The 16540-nt window shown below is 61.4% G+C and carries 13 protein-coding genes; 3 read left to right on the top strand and 10 right to left on the bottom strand.

Going from position 1 to position 16540, the window contains the following annotated elements; translation table 11 throughout:
• From AC11W3_RS16435 to AC11W3_RS16390, 10 genes are all read right to left on the bottom strand, one after another.
• The coding region (locus AC11W3_RS16435; protein WP_484093377.1) for a YaeQ family protein at positions 1-191 on the bottom strand (191 nt) is incomplete at its 3' end.
• Between the two features lie 59 nt (positions 192-250).
• Entirely contained in the window at positions 251-937 is a 687-nt protein-coding gene (locus AC11W3_RS16430; RefSeq protein ID WP_484088941.1) for a YkgJ family cysteine cluster protein, read from the bottom strand.
• A gap of 515 nt (positions 938-1452) precedes the next feature.
• Positions 1453-2001, bottom strand: a complete 549-nt coding sequence (gene pyrE / locus AC11W3_RS16425) for an orotate phosphoribosyltransferase (RefSeq protein WP_484088940.1) — start codon at positions 1999-2001, stop codon at positions 1453-1455.
• Entirely contained in the window at positions 1994-3424 is a 1431-nt protein-coding gene (gene purF / locus AC11W3_RS16420) for an amidophosphoribosyltransferase (RefSeq protein WP_484088939.1), read from the bottom strand. The genes pyrE and purF overlap by 8 nt, the downstream gene beginning before the upstream one ends.
• 143 nt (positions 3425-3567) lie before the next feature.
• Positions 3568-4392: a phosphoribosylformylglycinamidine synthase subunit PurQ gene (locus AC11W3_RS16415; protein ID WP_484088938.1), complete on the bottom strand. Its 825-nt coding sequence runs from the start codon at positions 4390-4392 to the stop codon at positions 3568-3570.
• A 425-nt stretch (positions 4393-4817) separates the two neighbouring features.
• A complete protein-coding gene (locus AC11W3_RS16410) occupies positions 4818-7808 on the bottom strand; it encodes a phosphoribosylformylglycinamidine synthase subunit PurS (RefSeq protein ID WP_484093376.1) in 2991 nt (996 codons plus the stop codon).
• Complete coding sequence (locus AC11W3_RS16405; RefSeq protein ID WP_484091769.1) at positions 7792-8877, bottom strand: mechanosensitive ion channel family protein; 1086 nt, start codon at positions 8875-8877, stop codon at positions 7792-7794. The genes AC11W3_RS16410 and AC11W3_RS16405 overlap by 17 nt, the downstream gene beginning before the upstream one ends.
• Complete coding sequence (gene purB / locus AC11W3_RS16400) at positions 8870-10165, bottom strand: adenylosuccinate lyase (protein WP_484091770.1); 1296 nt, start codon at positions 10163-10165, stop codon at positions 8870-8872. Before purB ends, AC11W3_RS16405 begins: the two co-directional genes overlap by 8 nt.
• Positions 10166-10323: 158 nt before the next feature.
• Entirely contained in the window at positions 10324-11094 is a 771-nt protein-coding gene (locus AC11W3_RS16395) for an MBL fold metallo-hydrolase (RefSeq protein WP_484093375.1), read from the bottom strand.
• A gap of 117 nt (positions 11095-11211) precedes the next feature.
• On the bottom strand, positions 11212-13284 hold the full coding sequence (locus AC11W3_RS16390; RefSeq protein WP_484091772.1) for an ATP-binding protein: 2073 nt from the start codon (positions 13282-13284) through the stop codon (positions 11212-11214).
• Positions 13285-13552: 268 nt separating this feature from the next.
• Between AC11W3_RS16390 and gap the strand changes: the two genes are divergently transcribed.
• The 3 genes from gap to tpiA all read left to right on the top strand — a co-directional run.
• Positions 13553-14548, top strand: a complete 996-nt coding sequence (gene gap / locus AC11W3_RS16385) for a type I glyceraldehyde-3-phosphate dehydrogenase (protein WP_484091773.1) — start codon at positions 13553-13555, stop codon at positions 14546-14548.
• A 202-nt stretch (positions 14549-14750) separates the two neighbouring features.
• Positions 14751-15950: a phosphoglycerate kinase gene (locus AC11W3_RS16380; protein WP_484093374.1), complete on the top strand. Its 1200-nt coding sequence runs from the start codon at positions 14751-14753 to the stop codon at positions 15948-15950.
• A gap of 30 nt (positions 15951-15980) precedes the next feature.
• Positions 15981-16540: triose-phosphate isomerase (gene tpiA / locus AC11W3_RS16375; RefSeq protein WP_484093373.1), on the top strand; the 560-nt coding region annotated here is incomplete at its 3' end.

The following is a 16540-nucleotide window of genomic DNA, read 5'->3' as shown; positions in this document are numbered from 1 at the left end:
CCGGATCCGACTCCCTTGGTAAAGGTCAGCCCTTCCTCGTAGCAGAGAGCGTAAGCCAGCAAACGCGCAATCATCCTCTCCTCGGTTTCAGACGGATGTTTCACGATCGTTGTCTGGAGTTCCTCGTAGACCTGCCGGTCGAGATCGGAGAGGTGCACCGAGGCGCGGTAAACTGTCGAGGGAAGTGCCATTATTCCTGCCTTTCTGCTTATCCCCCCGCCCTTCGGGTCACGGGTTCGGGGAGGCAGTGTCAATTCTCAACCTGAAAAGGTTTGAAACTTTGCGCCCACTCCTGCCAATCGAAGCCATCGAAGTCGATGAGGATTGCCGTGGGAATGAAGGTATCGATCTCGCTCATCCTCCGTTTCAGGAACTCTCCGGTGAAGTCCCGGAAGAGTGCGACCTCGCGACGAAACATGGCGTCGAACGGCGCAGGCACACCTTCGAGCTCAACAGGGTCGTCATCGATAAAGTTCATGGTGCACCAGTCGTCGTGCATCAGCTCGCCGGTGATATCGACCAGAGGAATCCCGTGCAGCCTGCAGGTCATCGGGCGGTTGTCGTAAACGAGGCAGCGGCCGTCATCTCCCAGCAGCACGCATGGCGTCTCGTCCTCCTCCGGCATCAGCGGTTCCCAATCCTCCTCCGGCCGGTAGTTCAGCACGAAAGGATGATCGAACTCCGGCCAGGCCTCACGCATCAGCCGCAGTCGCGCCAGGCACTTCTTCAGCACCTTCTCCTTCGTGCCGGTCGGAAGGGAATTGAAACCGAGCTTGAGGTAGTAGGCATCGACCAGGGTGATGTCGAAAATGGATCGGCAGCAGTGAGAACAGCCACTCTTGCAGGAAATCCTGTCAGGGTACAACTCCATGCACCGGGCAAACCACGCATCAACCTGCGCCAGCAAATCTTTATGCTGTTGAATAATCTCTTCCATCGGCAAGACCTTCAATTAAAAAACTTCACAACAATCAAAACCATCAGCCACGGAGACACGGAGGAAATCTGAGAAAACCTAAAAGTGAAAACTTTATCCAAAACCATTCGCCACGGAGACACGGATAACTTCGGAGAAAGCCTTTTTTACTTCTCCCGGTTTCTCCAGTGTCCACTGCGGAACCTCAGTGTCCTCTGTGGTAAGGCTTTAAATGCAAAAGGTCTCACCACAGAAAAGATGAAAGCTGCTCAAAACCATCAGCCACGGAGACACGGATAACTTCTGAGAAAGCAAAACCTTAAACAATGACAGCTTCACCAGCGCAGTAGGAGCAGTCATTGTTACAAGCGTTGTTAAAGAAAGCCTTTGTACCCAAAGGTCTGGTTTATTGTTTTAGGTGTCTCAGATTTCCTCCGCGTCTCCGTGGCAAGCGGTTTAAGGTTTAGCTTCAAATGCAAAAGGCGGCAATGATTTCTATTGCCGCCTCCGCAAAGCTGCCCTATGGCTCAGCTAAACTAAGCAAGAATTTCGGACTTGGTGAAGATCGACTTCAGCCAGTACCCTTCCTTCTCGATGTTCTCCCTGCCGCCCTCTTCCCTGTCAACCAGGGTTACGACGCCCAGAACCTTGAGACCTTCTTCCTCGGCCCGCTTGATCGCCTTCATCGAGGAACCGCCGCTGGTGACGACGTCTTCAACGATGACGACGCGCGCTCCGGGCTTAAGGTTCTTCCTCCCTTCAAGCCAGGCGCCGGTGCCGTGACCTTTGGGCTCCTTCCTGATGATGAAACCCGGGATCGGCTTGCCTTCCAGGAAGCTGACCACGGAGGTCGCGGTGGCGATCGGGTCGGCGCCGAGCGTCAGCCCCCCTACCCCTTCAACACCTTCTACGTCCTTGACCGCCTCGAAGAAGAGCTTGCCGGTCAGGTAGCCGCCTTCAGGATGCAGGGTGGTCTGCTTCCCATCAAAGTAGAAATCGCTCTGACGCCCGGAGGCGAGAGTGACGTTCCTCTTCTCGTATGAAAGCTCGATGATGATCTGTTTCAGGCGCGCCTTATCACTCATTCACTATCTCCTTTTCGAATAGTCCCATCTGCGGCTCATCATCCAGGTCGAGGCGCGGGAATTTAACCGGGTAGCCCCCGGTGAAGCAGGCATTGCAGTAGCCGGTATCGCCATCGGCGCCGACTGATTTCATGAGACCTTCTTCGGAAAGATAGCCGAGCGAATCGGCCGTTATGTAGCGGCGGATCTCATCGATCGAATGGGACGAGGAGATCAGCTCCTTGCGGTTGGGCGTGTCGATCCCGTAGTAGCAGGGATAGCTGGTGGGGGGTGAAGAGATGCGGACGTGGACCTCGCTCGCCCCGGCGTTGCGGACCATCTTCACGATCTTCCTGGAGGTGGTGCCGCGGACGATGGAGTCGTCGATCACCACCACGCGCTTGCCCTTCAGGACCTCGCGCACCGGGTTCAGCTTGATCTTGACGCCGAAGTGGCGGATCGCCTGCTGCGGCTCGATGAAGGTGCGCCCGACGTAGTGGTTGCGGATCAGTCCCAGCTCGAAGGGAATGCCTGACTCCTCGGCATAGCCAAGGGCCGCGGGGACACCGGAATCCGGGATCGGGATCACGATGTCGGCGTCGACCTTGTGTTCCCGTGCCAGCTGACGCCCCTGCTCCTTGCGGACCTGGTAGACGTTCTTGCCGAAGACATGGGAGTCGGGACGGGCGAAGTAGACGAACTCGAAGATGCAGGGACTGGGCTGGGCTTTCTTGAGCGGGAAGTAGGAGGTCATCCCGTTCTTGTCGATGACCACGACCTCGCCCGGCTCGATCTCGCGGATGAATTCGGCATCTATGAGGTCGAGGGCGCAGCTCTCGGAAGCGACGACGTAGGAGCCTCCGAGGCGGCCGAGGCAGAGCGGGCGGAAGCCGTTGGGGTCCCTCACCGCGACCATCCGGGTTTCCGTCAGGAACAGGAGGCAGTACGCCCCCTTGATCCTGCTGAGAGCATCGGTGAGGCGGTCGAGGAGCGAGTTGGCCTTGGAGGTGGCCAGGAGGTGGACGATGATCTCGGTATCCATCGTGGTCTGGAAGATGGAGCCGTAGGCCTCCAACTCGTCCTTGATGATCTGCGCGTTTACTATGTTGCCGTTGTGGGCCACGGCGATGGAGCCGCGGGAGTAGTCGACGTTGATCGGCTGCACGTTCTTGATCACGGATGAACCGGTCGTGGAGTAGCGGACATGGCCGATGGCGGCCCTGCCGGGTAGCGACTTGAAGATCTCCTGGTTGCCGAATACGTCAGCCACGAGCCCCATGCTCTTGTGGGCGTGCAGCGCTGCTCCGTCCGAGGAGACGATACCGCAGCTTTCCTGCCCCCTGTGCTGCAGGGCGTAAAGGCCGAGGTAGGTTAGGTTCGACGCCTCCGGGTGGTTGAATACACCGAAAATGCCGCACTCTTCTTCAGGTCTACGCATGGTCATCTCTTCCACAAGTTCTCCTTATAAACTCCACGGCCGAGCCGCTTTTGCACTTCCTGTTGAGAGATCTGCTGTCGTCTACACCCTTCTACGGCTCAGGGTGAACGACCGTTCGTGCTGAGCTTGTCGAAGCACGCAAAGTTAACTTAAAGATTCTGCCTCACGTACTGCGCCGCATTCCTGAAGAAGGTCAGGCCGTCACCCTCCTCCGGGAGTTCCTCGCGGGTCCAGCGGGGGTGCTGGGTGCGGTGCACGAAGGCTTCCGGATGAGGCATGAGGCCCATGACGCGCCCGGTTTCGTCGCAGATACCGGCGATGGCGTTGATGGAGCCGTTGGGGTTTTCCGGGAATTCCATGGTCGGCGCGCCGTACTCCTTGTCGGAGTATTTGAGGCAGGCCAGATGTTTGGTCTCGATCGCCTCCAGGGTCTCGGGGGAATCCACCAGGAACTTCCCCTCGCCGTGGCGGATGGGGAGGTAGACGCCGCCTTCGATGCCGCGAGTGTAGAGCGAGGGGGAAGCGGGATCGCACTTGAGGTAGCACCAGCGGTCCTGGAAGCGGCCGTTGACGTTGTAGGTAAGGGTTGCGGTCTGCTTGAGGTAGTCGCTGCCGAGGGCGGGAAGCATCCCCATCTTGACCAGCAGTTGGAAGCCGTTGCAGACGCCGAGGATGAGCTTGCCGTCACCGATGAACCGGAGGAACTGCTCGACCAGGGGCTCGCCGCTCCCTTCGACCGTGGCATAACGGAGACGGTTGGCCTGGGCCTTGGCGCTGCCGAGGTCGTCGCCGTCAAGGAAGCCGCCGGTGAGGTTTAGGAAGTGGTAGTCGTCCAGCCGGACTTCGCCCGACATCAGTTCGGAGATATGGGCGATGCGGGCCTCGTCGAATCCGCCCAGTCTGCAGGCGTGCGCCGCCTCGGTTTCGCAGTTGGTGCCGTTGCCTGTTATGACCAGAGCTTTAGCCTTTATCATCTAAAAGTTCCCTCTATAAAAGTTGTAACGCGAAGAACGTCCCATTATTGCACAATCCGCATGTATAAGTCATCGGGGGAATGATATCAATTGCTTAACTAACGAGGGCAAATCATCCATCGCCCTCAGGGAGAGGGGCGCCCCTATCCCCCCATTGTCAAAGGGGGGATAGGGGAGATTTGCCTCTGGAGTCAAAAGCAATCCCCCTAAATCCCCCTTTATCAAGGGGGACTTCAAGCAGGGGGACTTCAGACCATTGAAGAGGCGACCCTCACGTCCCCCCCTTGTCAAAGGGGGGACAGGGGGGATTTGCCTCTGGAGTCAAAAGCAATCCCCCGAAATCCCCCTTTATCAAGGGGGACTTCGAACAGGGAAACTTCAAACAGGAACTTCAAACAGGAACTTCAAACAGGGGGACCGAAAAACTACAGCTCCCTGAGCGGTGCCTGCCAGGCCTCTTTCAGCTTGGTCAGATCCGACTTCACCACGGTGCCGCCGGTGATACCCGCGATCTCGAGGGTCTCTTCGGCTGTGACGGCGCCGATCCTGGCGAAGACCGTCCCGGCCATGGCGGCCTCGAATGCCCCGGCCTTCTCGGAACGAACGGTAACCAGCAGCCTGGAAGCGGACTCAGAGAAGAGGAGCACCGCGTCGCTGTGACCCGCCTCCTCGCCTTTGAAGGGAACCTTGGCCAGCTCCAGCGCGATGCCGTATCCACCGGCGAAGGCGGATTCAGCGGCCGCTACTGCGAGACCGCCGTCGGAGAGGTCATGGCAGGAGGCGACCAGGCCGGCGTTGAGCGCGCCGTGGTAGGCCCGGTAGGTGGCGAGAGCCGCCTGGGCGTCGACCTTCGGTACGTTGTTGCCGATGAAGCCCTTCTGGGCGAAGTACTCGGAGCCGCCCAGTTCATTGGCGGTGGTGCCGAGGAGGTAGACGACATCGCCGGGACGCTTGACGTCCATGGTGACGGCAAGGCGGGCATCCTCCATCTTCCCGATCACGGAGAAGAGAAGGGTCGGCGGGATCGAGATCTTGGTGGTCCCGTCGTAGAAGTCGTTCTTCATCGAGTCCTTGCCGGAGATGAGCGGCATGGAGAAGGCGGTGCAGTAGTCGTAGAGCGCCTTGTTGGCCCGGACCAGCTGCGCCATCTTGTAGGGACCGTCCGGCGTCCGGTCGGAGAGGACGGGGTCGCACCAGCAGAAGTTGTCGAGACCGGCGACGAGGTCCAGAGAGCCGCCGACGGCCACATAGTTCCTCAGCCCCTCGTCGATGACGTTGGCCGACATGTGGTAGGCGTCGATGTCGCTGTAGCGCGGCGCGATGCCGTGAGCCACGACAACCGCCTCGAAGGAGTCGAGAATCGGGCGAACCACGGCGGCATCGGACGGGCCGTCGTTGGCTACGCCGGTGAAGGGCTTGACGACGCTCCCCCCCTGCACTTCGTGGTCGTAGCGGCGCACCACGCTCTCTTTGGAGCAGATGTTGAGGGAAGAGAGGAGTTCGACGACGTCACCGGTGTAGTCGAAGGCTTCGGCGATCTCGGGCTCGGCATGGACCGGCGGATCCCATTTGGCAGGGATCTGCATCGGGGGGAGGCCCGCGTGCATGAAGGAGAGGGGCAGGTGCGCCACCGTCTTGTCGCCGTAGAGCATGTGGAAGACGCCGGAGTCGGTGAAGGTGCCGAGCACCGTGGCCTCGACGCCGAAGCGCTTCGCCATCTCCATGAACTCGTCGATGTGCTCGGGCGGAACCGCGAGGCTCATCCTCTCCTGCGCCTCGGAGATCAGGATCTCCCAGGGGGCGAGGCCCGGGTACTTGAGCGGGGCCAGCGACAGGTCGAGCTTGCAGCCGCCGCACTCCTCGGACATCTCGCCGATGGAAGACGAGAGACCGCCCGCGCCGTTGTCGGTGATGAAGCGGTAGAGCCGCTTGTCACGCGCCCGGATCAGGAAGTCGAACATCCTCTTCTGGGTGATCGGGTCGCCGATCTGGACCGCCGACACCGGGGAGCTTTCGGAGAGTTCCTCAGAGGAGAAGGTGGCGCCGTGGATGCCGTCCTTCCCTATCCTTCCCCCGGTCATGACGATCAGGTCGCCCGGGAGTATCTTCTTCTCGTGTGACGGCTCACCTGCGATCTTGGCCGGCATGATCCCGGCCGTGCCGCAGAAGACCAGGGGCTTGCCGGCGAAGCGGTCGTCGAAGACGAGGGAACCGTTCACGGTCGGGATGCCGCTCTTGTTGCCGCCGTGCTCGACACCTTCCACCACGCCCTCGAAGATGCGGCGCGGATGGAGGAGGCGCTTGGGGAGTTCCTTCTTCAGGAAGGGATCCGCGAAGCAGAAGACGTCGGTGTTGAAGATGAGCTTCGCGCCCATGCCGGTGCCGAACGGGTCGCGGTTGACGCCCACGATGCCGGTCAGCGCCCCGCCGTACGGGTCGAGCGCCGAAGGGGAGTTGTGGGTCTCGACCTTGAAGACCAGGGACCAGTCGTCGTTGAAGCGGATGACACCCGCGTTGTCCTTGAAGACCGAGAGGCAGTAGTCCTTCTCGCCCAGCGCAGCCCGCACGTCGGCGGTGGTGCGCTGGATGAAGCTCTTGAAGAGGGAGCGGATCTTCTCGCTCTTCCCCTCGCTGTCCTCGTAGGTCACGTCGGCGGAGAAGATCTTGTGCTTGCAGTGCTCCGACCAGGTCTGGGCCAGCGCCTCCAGCTCCACGTCGGTGGGCGCGGCGCCCAACCCGACCTCGGCGCGCTTTTTCCGCACGTCGGCGTCGCGGTAGTGCTCCTGGATGATCTTCATCTCGTCCAGGGTCAGGGCCAGCACGCCGTCGCGGCTGATCCGCATCAGCTCATCGTCGCCCACCTCGAGGTTGATCTCCTTGACCTCGATCTTCGCCTCCACCTGCACCCTGGGGACGAAGGCCGCCACGCCACCCTTTTGGGCGAAGGTCGCGGCGTCGAGTATCTGGTAGCGCTGGATCAGCGTGTTGCAGAGGAGCCCGGTGGCGATCTTCTCCACGTCGGCCGCGGAGAGCTTGCCCGAGATCAGGTACTGGACCGAGGTGTAGACCCCCTCCCCTGCCCCGAGCCGGCGCCCCAGGAGGTAGCCGATGGCCTCGCCGGCGGTGCGGCCGACGTTGTCGGTGACGCCGGGGCGGAAGCCGACCTCGATCAGGAAGTCGAAGCCGGAAGCGGCCGGCGCATCGACCTGGTAGTTCTGGATGACGGGGTCGCTGAAGGGCCCGGCCGCGACCCGCTCCAGCTCCTCGGGGCTAAGCTTCGCGTCGACGGTGTAGATGTCGATGGTGCGGACGGCCTCGACCTGCAGGTGGAGAAAGTGCTCGATCTCGCGTTTGATCCGCTCGCCGCGGGGGTCGCGGACCTCGTCCTTGAGGGTAATTTCAATCCTGTGGGGCATTAGTTGCGTCCTTTTCAATTAAGACCGTCCGCGTGGGGAACGGGATGTTGATGCCGTTGGTCTGGAAGCCGGCGGCGATGGCGCAGTTGATCCGGTCGGTGGTGGCGAAGAGCTCCGCGTAATTCCCCACCCAGAAGAAGAGGGAGAGGTTCAGGGCGCTGTCGCCGAAGCTGGTGAAGAAGGCTTCCGGTGCGGGATTCGAGAGGACCCCCGGGACGGAGGCCGCGATGGAGACCAGCAGGGCCTTGGCCGCCTCGACGTCGGTGCCGTAGGCGATGCCGAGGTTGATCCGCCCCTTGACCCGCAGGTCCGGGAAGGCCATGTTGATCAGGGTCGAGTTGCAGAGCTCGGAGTTCGGGATGATGAGGAAGGTGTTGTTGGCCCCCTTGATCTTGGTGCTCCTGAGGCCGATGTCGATCACGTCCCCCTCCTGCCCGGAGAGCTGGATCCGGTCGCCGATCCTGAAGGGGCGGTCGATCATCAGCGTGAAGCCGGAGATCATGTTGGCCAGGGTGTCCTTGGCGGCCAGGCCGATGGCCAGCGAGCCGACGCCCAGGGCGGTCACCAGGGACAGGATGTCGTAGTTGAAGTGCTTGAGGGTGATGATCAGGGCGGTGCCGATCAGGAAGATGCTGCAGAGCTTCTGCACCAGCGGGATCAGCTGGCGGCTCATCTCCGGGCCCAGCCTGGTCCCGTAGCGGTTGAGCATCTCGTCCAGCACCCGGTATACGATGTTGGCGACGATGACCACGTTGACCACGAAGACCACGCCGGCGAAGATGCCCGAGAACCTCTCGGGGAGCGGCAGCCGCTTGAAGACCAGGTAGAGACCCGCGCAGTTCATGAGAAGCGCCGCGGGCTCCGCGATCCTCTGCATCATCCGCTCGACGAGGTCGGAGCCGGCCAGGGCGCTGTAGCGCGTCCCCAGCCGGCCCAAGAGGAGCCGGACAACCTTCGACAGGACGTAGAAGACGGCGAGTATCGCCGCGGAGATCAGGATTTGCTTGGCCCAGAAGAGGAAGAAGACGTCGCCTACGTCCGGAGCCAGATAGGCGAGAAAGCTATCCACCAAAGACCCTCGTGAAGATGGTGTCGACGTGTTTCAGGTGATAACCGAGATCGAAGGCCTCCTTGATCTCGTCGGCGGCGAGGAAGCCTGTGACCTCCTGATCGTTCAGGAGCTCGGTCTGGAAATCCTTCCCTTCCTCCCAGACCTTCATGGCGTTTCTCTGCACCAGGGCGTAGGCCTTCTCGCGGGAGGCGCCGGCCTCGGCGAGCTTCAGCAGCACGCGCTGGGAGAAGATCAGGCCGCGCATCTGGTTCAGGTTCCTCATCATGTTTTCGGGGTAGACCACCAGGTTCTCGATCAGGCCGATGGCGCGATTCAGCATGAAGTCCATCATGACGGTGGCGTCGGGGCCGATGATCCTCTCCACCGAGGAGTGGGAGATGTCGCGCTCGTGCCAGAGGGGTACGTTCTCCATGGCGGAGACGGCGTAGCCGCGGATCAGCCTGGCCAGGCCGGTCAGGTTCTCGGACAGGACCGGGTTCCTCTTGTGCGGCATGGCGGAGGATCCCTTCTGTCCCTTGCTGAAGAATTCCTCGGCCTCGAGCACCTCGGTCCTCTGCAGGTGCCTGATCTCGACGGCGAACTTCTCGATCGAGGAGGCCACGATGGCCAGGGTGGTGAAATATTCGGCGTGACGGTCGCGCTGCAGCACCTGGGTGGAGCAGGGAGCGGGCTTTAACCCCGCCTTCTTGCAGACGTACTCCTCGACCTGGGGATCAATGTTGGCGAAGGTGCCGACCGCGCCGGAGAGCTTGCCGTAGGAGATGGTCTCCAGCGCCGCCTCCATCCGCTTCAGGTTCCTGGCCATCTCGTCGTACCAGAGCGCCATCTTCAGGCCGAAGGTCACCGGCTCGGCGTGGATGCCGTGGGAGCGCCCCATCTGCGGCGTCATCTTATGCTCGTAGGCCCGCTTCTTGATCACGGCCATGAGCTTCTTGATGTCGGCGATGATCAGTTCGCCCGCTTCCTTGAGGAGCATGGCGAAGGAGGTGTCGAGGACGTCGGAAGAGGTGAGCCCCAGGTGGACGAAGCGGGAGTCGTCGCCGATGTAGTCGGCTACGGAGGTCAGGAAGGCGATGACGTCGTGCTTGACGGTGCGCTCGATCTCGTCGATCCTCGGCACGTCGAAGTTGGCCTTGGCCTTGATGCGCTCCACCGCATCCTTGGGGATCCTACCCATCTCGGCGTGGGCCTCGCAGGCATAGATCTCAATCTCGAGCCACTTGCGGTAGCGGTTTTCCGGCTCCCAGATGCGGGCCATTTCAGGACGGCTGTAACGTTCGATCACGACTTCCCCCTTGCTAGCTGATGCTATTTGAATGTGATGTGTATATGGAACATGTAGGGGCGAATGATCATTCGCCCCTCTGCTTCCGTTGTTTCAATGCGGCCACCGGGCGGCGCCGCCGCCTCGCAGCCAATCCACACAATTTACAGGAAACGCCCCTAGATGTCGAGCACCCCGGTGGTCAGCTGCTGGCAGCCGACGAAAACCTCCGGGCCGCAGAGGTTCTGGCCCTGCAGGAGCCCCCGGGCTGAGGAGAGCGCCAGCGCCGGGTCGTTGTTCACCTCGGAGAGATGGGAGAGGAAGACCCCCTCCAACCCGGGGTGGAGCAGTTCCTCGAGCAGTGAGACGGCCTGCGAGTTTGAGAGATGCCCGTGGCGCGAACGGATGCGCTGCTTGAGGTGCCAGGGATACGGTCCGTCCTTCAGCATCTGCTCGTCATGGTTGAACTCGAGAACCAGGGCACGGCACTCCCTGAGCTTGTCCTCGACGAGCCTCGTGGCCACCCCGAGGTCGGTGGCGAAGCCTATGCACCCCTCCCCCCCTTCGATCCGGTACCCGACGGGGTCGCAGGCATCGTGGGTGATGGGGAAGGGGTCGATGCACAGACCCTTGAAGACGAAGGAGGTGCCGGGATCGAACTCGATCATCTCGACGCGGCCGATGACATGCCTGGCGGCATTGAGGGTCTTCGACGCCCCGAGCACCGGGATTTTCAGGCGGCGCGCCAGGGTCCCCACACCGCGGATGTGGTCGGTATGCTCGTGGGTGACCAGGATGCCGTCGAGACTTTCCGCGGCGACACCGATGGAGGAAAGCCTCGCCAGGGTCTCCCTGCCGGAGAGTCCGGCGTCGATCAGCAGCCGGCAGGAGTCGCTCTCCAGGAAGAGACAATTCCCCTTACTGCCGCTGGCCAAGAGGCTTAGCTTCATCGATCCCTCCTAGGTGCCCGAAATCAGAAGCGAAAGCCGCGTCGAAAAGGGCAAAAAAACCTAACTTTTATACAGGAAACAGGGGTGAGATTCAAGGTCAAACTTGCTGAGATTTCATTAACTGAGGAGGGCGTTGTAGCGGGAGGTGTCATCGCCCTCCCCGGGGGTGACCGGCAGCAGGATGTGGAAGGTCGAGCCGGGGAAGCGGTCGGGGTTGTAGCCTGAGGACTCGACCCAGATCTCGCCGCCGTGCATGTCCACCACCCCCTTGGCGATGGAGAGTCCGAGTCCCGCCCCCTTCGCCTTGAAGGCCACCTTGCCGCTGGAGTGCTCCTGGATATTGCCGACCTCGTAGAACTTCTCGAAGATGCGGACCTGGTCGTCGCGGTCGATGCCGATGCCGGTATCGGTGACGGTGATCTCCAGGAAGAGATGGTGCTCGCGACCGGGGGCCTGGTCGAAGCCCGGGATGGAGCGGAGGAGGTACTTGGCCGAGGTGGCCACGGTGATGCGGCCGCCGTCGGGGGTGAACTTGATGGCGTTGCCGAGGATGTTGGAGAGAAGCTGCATCAGCCTGAGGGCGTCCGCCTTGACCGCTGGGATGGACTCGTCGAGGCTCAAGACCACCTCCTGCTTCCTCATGGAGAAGAAGAAGCGCAGCTCGTTGACCGAGGCCTCGATCAGCCGGTTCAGCTGGACCTCCTCCATCTTCAGCTGCAGCCTCTTCTCGTCGATCATGGAGACGTCGACCATGTCCTTGATGATGTTGTCGAGGCGGGCGGCGGCGTTGGCTATGTTGACCACCATCTCCAGCACGGTCTTGTCGACCCGGTCGGCGAGATCGGTGGTGATCAGCTCGGAGTAGCCCATGATCACCGTGAGTGGCGTTTTCAGCTCGTGGGAGGCCAGCCCCAGGAAGGAGTCCTTCATCCTGTTCAGCCTGGCCAGATCGGCGGAGCTCTTCTCGAGGTTGGCGATGATCTCCCTCTCCCGGGTGACGTCGCGGAAGATGGCCTGCACCAGCGTTTCCGAGCTGCTCTTGATGCTGGAGGCGTGCAGCATGGCCACCATCCCCCCGCCCCCTTTCCTGGAAAGCTGCATCTCGTCCGCGACATGGGACCCGGAGGCCGCGTCGCGGAACATCCTCTGCATCTTGGGGATGTTGGCGATATTCAAGAGGAGGAGCATCTTGGTGAGCGGCAGCCCCAGGAGCTCCTTCGCCTCGTAGCCGAAGAGTTCCTCGGCCATCTTGTTGACCATGCGGATCGATTCGTCCGCGCCGACGACCACGATGGCGTCGCTGGCGTCCTCCAGGAGGGACTTGTAGAGCTCCTCCGAGCGCTCCAGGTCGGCGCTCAGCGCCTCCAGCTTCCGGTACGAGTCGTGGAGCTCCCCGAAGGTCTCCTCCATCTCCCTGTAGTTCTTCTTGATCTCGGCGTCCCTGGTCTTGAGGAACTCCGACATGATGTTGATGTTGCGGGCCAGCTCGTTGAACTCGAAGACCCTGACCTCGCCGATCTGGGTATCGAAGGCCCCCTCGGAGATCTGCTTCACCCCCTTCAGCAAGGTGGAGATCGGCCCCATCACGTACTTCTTGACGAAGAGCATCACCAGCGAGAAGGAGGCGATCAGGGCGATGAAGAGGAGGTACAGGGTCCTGAAGAGCATGCCCTGGACCTTGTCTGAGACCACCTTTTCGCTGAAGCCGACGTGCACCTGGGCGACGGCCTTGCCGTACGGCGTCCTGACCGGCACGCCGGAATCGAAGTATTCCCCCTTGTCGCCGGCGACGGCCATCTCGATCTTTTCGGTGGCGGCACCCCTGTGGCCGTCTAAGCGGTGACGCAGGCCGGCGGGGTTCCTGGGGAAAGCGAAGTAGCGGGGGTCGTTGGCGAAGAGGACCGCGCCGCTTGGGTCGGTGACCACGCAGTAGGCGATGTCGGGGTTCCCCTCGATGAGGTCGCGGCACTTCTCCGAGAGCCCCGCCATGTCCTTCAGATCGAGGCCCAGGTCCAGGACCTTCTCGACGTTCGACTTAAGGGCCTTGGCGAGGCTCTCCGAACGCAGGTTCAGCGCCTTCACATGATCCCGGCGAAGGGCCATGATATCCATCCCCGAACTGACAAGTATCGTCAAGAAGAGGATGAGGAAGGAGAAGAGAAAGATGCGTTTTTCGAGGGTCATGTTCATCTGGAACCAGTTACGGGCCTGAATGACGGGCGAAGCGCGGAGAGGTTAGCGCATGCCAAAGATAATGATTTGCCCTGCCAAAGTCAATTATTTTCAAGCATTTAATACCCTCTCGGGAAAAGCGCCCTCCCTTTGCCGGGCGCGCTACGGCCCCACCGGCTAGCTATCGGCGATATCGGTTATTACTTGAATAAAAACTTGACTGCCACCGAGCCGATTGCTACTATCGGCAATCGGTAGGAATACTTAATTAAACGGGAGGGTAGATATGTCTTTAAGAGTAGCGATTAACGGTTTCGGCAGAATCGGACGTTGCGTGCTGAGGGCAGCTATACAGGATGGCGGAATCGATTTTGTCGCCATCAACGACCTCACCAATGCTAAGACCCTGGCCCATCTTTTAAAGTATGACTCCGTGCACGGCACCTTCCCCGGGGAAGTGGTGGCCCACGATGACGAGATCGTGGTCAACGGCAAGGCCATCAAGATCCTCGCCATCAGAAACCCTGCCGAACTCCCCTGGAAAGAGCTCAAGGTCGACGTCGTGCTCGAGTCGACAGGGCTCTTCACCGCCAGGGACAAGGCCGCCCAGCACCTCACCGCGGGCGCCAAAAAGGTTGTCATCTCCGCACCCGCCACCGACCCGGACCTCACCGTGGTTCTCGGCGTCAACGACGGCGAATACGATAAGGCGAAGCACCACATCATCTCCAACGCCTCCTGCACCACCAACTGCCTCGCCCCGGTGGCGAAGGTCCTCCAGGACAGCTTCGGGATCGAGAAGGGCCTGGTCACCACGGTCCACTCCTACACAAACGACCAGAACATCCTCGACCTCCCGCACAAGGACCTGCGCAGGGCAAGGGCTGCCGCGCTTTCCATGATCCCGACCACCACCGGCGCCGCCAAGGCGGTTGCGCTGGTGCTGCCGGCCCTGAAAGGGAAACTCGACGGCATGGCCATCCGCGTCCCGACCCCGAACGTCTCGGTCGTCGACCTGGTCTGCACCCTGTCCAAGTCCACCACCGCCGAGGAGGTCAACGCCAAGCTGAAGCAGGCCGCTGAAGGGCCGCTGAAGGGGATTCTAGGCTTCTGCGAGGAGCAGCTGGTCTCCATCGACTTCAACGGCGTCACCCTCTCCTCCATCGTCGACGCACCCTCCACCAAGGTGATCGGCGGCAACATGGTGAAGGTCATCTCCTGGTACGACAACGAGGCCGGTTTCTCCAGCCGCGTGGTCGGCCTGATCAAGAAGCTTCTCTAGCATCTGCTAGCCTGAAGATACCAACGGGGGGGAGATCACTCCCCCCCGTCTTTTAGCCGTTTGTGTCCCTGCCGAGCGCCGCTGCCGCGCCCCCCGGGGACTAAAGCGGCTGTCGAGTTTTTATAATACGACCCAGGTTTCATCTGAGGACTCGAGCAGAGCAAGAGCCTTATTGTTAATACCGTTTTATGAGGAGGAACACATGGCAATCCGCTACATTGACGAAATCCCCAACCTCGAGGGCAAGAAGGTCTTCATCCGCGTCGACTTCAACGTCCCCCTCGACGACAACCAGAACATCACCGAGGACACGAGGATCCGCGCCGTGCTGCCGACCATCAACTACGCCCTTGAGCACAAGGCGAAGATCGTCCTCGCTTCCCACCTGGGACGCCCCAAAGGCGAGCGCAAGGAGAAGTACTCCATGGCCCCCGCAGCACAGAGGCTTTCCAAGCTTCTGGGCAAAGAGGTGAAGCTCGCCCCCGACTGCTTCGGCGACAAGGTCACCGCCATGATCGACGCCATGCAGCCGGGCGACATCGTCATGCTGGAGAACGTCCGCTTCTATCCCGGCGAGGAGAAGAACGACCCAGAATTCTCGAAGGCCCTCGTCAACGGCTGCGAGATCTACGTGAACGACGCCTTCGCCGTCTCGCACCGCGCCCACGCCTCGGTCGAGGGTATCACCAACTTCTTCCCCGTGGTCGCCGCCGGCTTCCTGATGAAGAACGAGATGAACTACTTCGACAAGGTGATGCAGAACCCGACCCGGCCGCTCGTCGCCATCCTGGGCGGCGCCAAGGTCTCCGGCAAGATCGAGGTCCTCGAGGCCCTCTGCGAGAAGGTCGACAAGATCGTCATCGGCGGCGGCATGGCCTTCACCTTCCTCAAGGGGATGGGCTACAGCATCGGCAAGTCGCTCGTCGAGGACGACCTGATCGAGACCGCCATGAGGAGCTACGAGAAGGCGCGCTCGCGCGGCGTCAAGTTCTACCTCCCCGTCGACTGCGTCGTCGCCGACGAGTTCAAGGCCGACGCTCAGACCAAGATCGTCCCGATCCAGGAGATCCCGGAAGGGTGGATGGCGCTCGACGTCGGCCCCGCCACGGTGACCCTCTTCACCGAGGCGCTGCAGAACGCCAAGACCATCGTCTGGAACGGACCGATGGGGGTCTTCGAGATGGACGCCTACTCGCGCGGCACCATGGACATGGTCACCGCGGTCGCCAACTCCTACGCGCTCACCATCGTCGGCGGCGGCGATACCGACGTCGCGGTGCACAAGGCCGGAGAGGAGTCGAAGATCGGCTACATCTCCACCGGCGGCGGCGCCTTCCTGGAACTGCTCGAAGGGAAGAAGCTCCCCGGCATCAAGGCGCTCGAAGACAAAGGGCACAAGTAACCACTACCTGTAATTAGATTGGAGGAAGAAATGCGCAAGCCTGTCATAGCTGGTAACTGGAAGCTGTACAAGACGAAGGACGAGGCGCTCGCACTGATAGAGGAACTCGCCCCGCAGGTCAAGGGGGTCACCAACGTCGAGATCGTCGTCGCCCCCGTGTTCACCGTGCTCCCCTCCCTCATCGGGGCCGTGGCCGGGACCCCCATCGCCCTCTCCGGCCAGGACGTCTTCTGGGAGGAGGAGGGTGCCTACACCGGCGAGATATCGCCGCGCATGCTCCTCGACGCCGGCGCAAGCTACGTCATCATCGGCCACTCCGAGAGAAGGCAGTATTTCGGCGAGACCGACGAGACCGTGAACAAGAAGATCAAGGCCGCGCTGCGCGGCGCCCTGGTCCCCATCTTCTGCATCGGCGAGACGCTGGAATCGCGCGAGGCCGGAGAGACCTTCAAGGTGCTGGAGCGCCAGCTCAAGGGGGGGCTCGAAGGGCTCACCGCCACCCAGTTCGCCCCGGTGATCGTGGCGTATGAGCCGGTATGGGCGATCGGCACCGGGAAGACCGCCACCGACGAGCAGGCCCAGGAGGCGCA

It is taken from the genome of Geomonas sp. (assembly GCF_056994735.1).
Note: the sequence above shows the minus strand (reverse complement) of the source record. Positions and strands in the feature narration are given on the sequence as shown.